Genomic DNA, 2,627 nt, shown 5'->3' with positions numbered 1-2,627 from the left:
GCCGCTTCGTCTGGAAACATCCGCTGAAACTCCGGCAGCGAGCCCGGAAACGGCAGATCGCCTCGGTCAAGCACGTCAATAACCATGGTTGCCCCAGGGTGGCACAGATGACCAACATACTATCGGTAGAGGGCTTGGGAGACAACCGGATAAGCATGGCCTGTACCTTCGCAACCGCTGGTAGGGCAAGCGCCTTGAATTTCAACATAGGCCTGGCTCCACGTCGCACCTCATGGCTTCGAGCGTCGTCGTTCTGATGTGCGATGCCGGCACACCGAGCGAGGTCAGAGTCGCCGTCATGGCGTCGCGCTCGTGCTCTCGAAAGTAAGTCGCTGTCCATCGAACGCTGCGCATATCAACGTGCGTCGCGATCGCCTCGAAGTACTAATAGTCCACCTCGGCGAGCGAGTGACCCAGAACTATGACCTCGGACAAGGAGTGCAATTGAGCAAAGCGGTGGGCATTGTCACGAATGACCCGTTCCGAGGCTTTGAAGGTGTTCTCGAAGTATTCATCCAAGTGCCGGTAGCCGAGGTCTACCCAGAAGTCATAGTCCTCAGAATCGGTTGATGGATTGGTGGGCCGCCGGTCAGCAGCTTTCCATGCATGCCCCAAGACTATTTCTGTAGGCCGGCATGGAACCTTCCCGTGAACATGCCAAACCTGTGTTGCTGGAATCGAATACAGCCGGCTGAGCGTGTCCGTGTAGTTAAAGCTAAGAAAGAGCGATCGAGGATCCAGTGCAATGCGCTTACTTTGGTCAGGTATTTCCACGGTATGGATCCAAGCACTGAACGCGCGGCGCGGTCCCGTCGATAGTGCGTCAGCGACACGACCGACCTCGACCTCGAAATCGCCTGGCTTGAAATCATCCGCAGCATACGATGGCACAAAGATTCCGCAGTCATCCACTACGCCCTCGTAGTCCAGTTCCGCTAGCGCCGCCTCCAGATTCCACCAGTCCGCCCCCGCAGCCGGAAGGTAGCGTTCGACGGCATCGGCTACGTCGCGATGTTCGCGCTGCGCGTAGCGTGCAAAGTCCCCGAACGACGAACGGATACCGTGGTGTAGGTCAAAGCCATTGCCAATCACGTAGAGCTTCACGTCGCCGCCTATGGTTACAGCTCGTCGGCCTGCAACGCGTCCAGCCGCTGTCGCATGGCCTCGGCCCGCTCGCGCAGTTCCGTCATTTCGGGTTGCAGCAGCTTTTCCAGGGGTGTTCGACCGTCATGGCCACTACTGCCGAGCTGGCACGCGACAAAGTCAATCGCGGCCTCGGTCTGGGCAAGGCGGCGCCCATAGACCGGCTCGTGGTGGGCAATGCGGTTGCGGGTCTGGTAGATGGCCTCCAACTGCGTCGCAACGTTCGCTCGCGTCACGGACTTGTCAGGAAAGACATGCTTTAGCGCGGGCCTCCACAACGCGTGTTCGTAATCAGTCGAGAACAGCCGCTTCCAAAAATACATGGTGAGCTGCGCCACCACCTGGCCCATTGGCACGCCGATCGCGGAATGGCGGGCTTTCGAAACACGCTCATGCGACAGCCCCGCAGGAGGCGCGCCATTTCTGAAGGCGCGCTGGTCCAGTTGCCTCTTCTGTTCCTGGCTCAGCTTCGCGTAGGCCACTTTCTGTGCACTACCCTCGGCCTGTGCAATCTTGCCCTTCAGTTCGTCTTCCCAACGAAATGTCTGCGGCGGACTGCGCAGCCAGTCGGCCGTGCCAAAATGCTCCGTCAACCGATCGCACACCGCGTTACGCAACGCAATCTCAATCAGCGCAGTGACTGCCATCAGCGAGGCTCCGAGGCGGAGCATTTCCTGGTGCAGCGCAATTGCCCCGCGGTTGGAACCGGCGAGCCGCTCGAAGGTGCTTAATCGCTCACTTGAGAGAAGGACTGCTACGGCGGCCAGTTCTTCGTCGGACAGGTGGTCCATTGACTTGACGTGCAAAGATCTTTATAGTTGGCAATGAAAAGTCGGGATCAGTGTTGGCAGCTGCCTGAGAGGGTGGGCGGACCCCCGACTTCCTGCATTGGGGGCGCTCTGCGGAGCGCCCTTTTCATTTTGGCGCCCGTCACGACAGACCAAGATAGCCGGCGATCGCCTTGGCGATCCCGGCCGCCGCGACCTCCGCGGCACCATTTACGGCTTTGCTACAGAGTTTGCCGAACCACGTAGACGGCTTGCCCACCATCCCGGCCTCCTGCGAGCGCGCGCCATCGAGATCCGCCCGCAATCCGACCAAGTCGGAGTCCTGCAGTCCAAGCGAATGCAGGTAATGCCGCAGCGCCTCCCAGTCCCCAGCGCCAACGTTCACCGTCATCTGCTGAGAGACCCCGTTGCCACCGTTGGCCACGTTGCCAGCGATATGGGTGTTAAAGATCTGGGTCAATTTGTGGTTCTGTCGCGATAAGGAATTAGGGGCGACCGAGGGTGGCGAGAGCGCCGCGGTCATATGGCCAAGGAATAGAAGTGCTCGGCGGCCGACGGACTGCTCCCCTTGGGGATATCCATCTGCCCTTTGCGGATCATCCGCATGGTCTCGATGCCACCGAGGATGATGCGAGCGCAGCGAAAATTCTGGAACCCCAACATCGGCCTGACCCGGCGTTTGATGCCACGGTGGTC

At 59.7% G+C, this 2,627-nt stretch carries 3 protein-coding genes and 2 pseudogenes; all 5 read right to left on the bottom strand.

Features of this window, described 5'->3' with window-relative positions:
• Positions 1-208 (bottom strand): annotated as a pseudogene (locus A3A5_RS44875) (hypothetical protein); the annotation flags it as partial.
• 176 nt (positions 209-384) lie between these two features.
• On the bottom strand, positions 385-1,104 hold the full coding sequence (locus A3A5_RS38775; protein WP_018311791.1) for a bacteriophage abortive infection AbiH family protein: 720 nt from the start codon (positions 1,102-1,104) through the stop codon (positions 385-387).
• A 14-nt stretch (positions 1,105-1,118) separates the two neighbouring features.
• The gene (locus A3A5_RS0117225) at positions 1,119-1,934 is read right to left on the bottom strand and encodes a hypothetical protein (protein ID WP_018311790.1); all 816 of its coding nucleotides are present in this window, start codon (positions 1,932-1,934) and stop codon (positions 1,119-1,121) included.
• 139 nt (positions 1,935-2,073) lie between these two features.
• Positions 2,074-2,391: a hypothetical protein gene (locus A3A5_RS0117220; protein WP_157637241.1), complete on the bottom strand. Its 318-nt coding sequence runs from the start codon at positions 2,389-2,391 to the stop codon at positions 2,074-2,076.
• A gap of 59 nt (positions 2,392-2,450) precedes the next feature.
• Positions 2,451-2,627: pseudogene (locus A3A5_RS40560) on the bottom strand (DDE-type integrase/transposase/recombinase); the annotation flags it as partial.

Source organism: Cupriavidus sp. UYPR2.512, from assembly GCF_000379565.1.
GTDB lineage: Bacteria > Pseudomonadota > Gammaproteobacteria > Burkholderiales > Burkholderiaceae > Cupriavidus.
The sequence above is the reverse complement of the archived record's forward strand: the minus strand, read 5'-3'. Positions and strand labels throughout refer to the sequence as shown.

Coding starts and splice junctions, on each gene's coding strand:
- A3A5_RS0117225 (WP_018311790.1), bottom strand. CDS start 1,934: ATGGACCACCTGTCCGACGAAGAACTGGCCGCCGTAGCAGTCCTTCTC.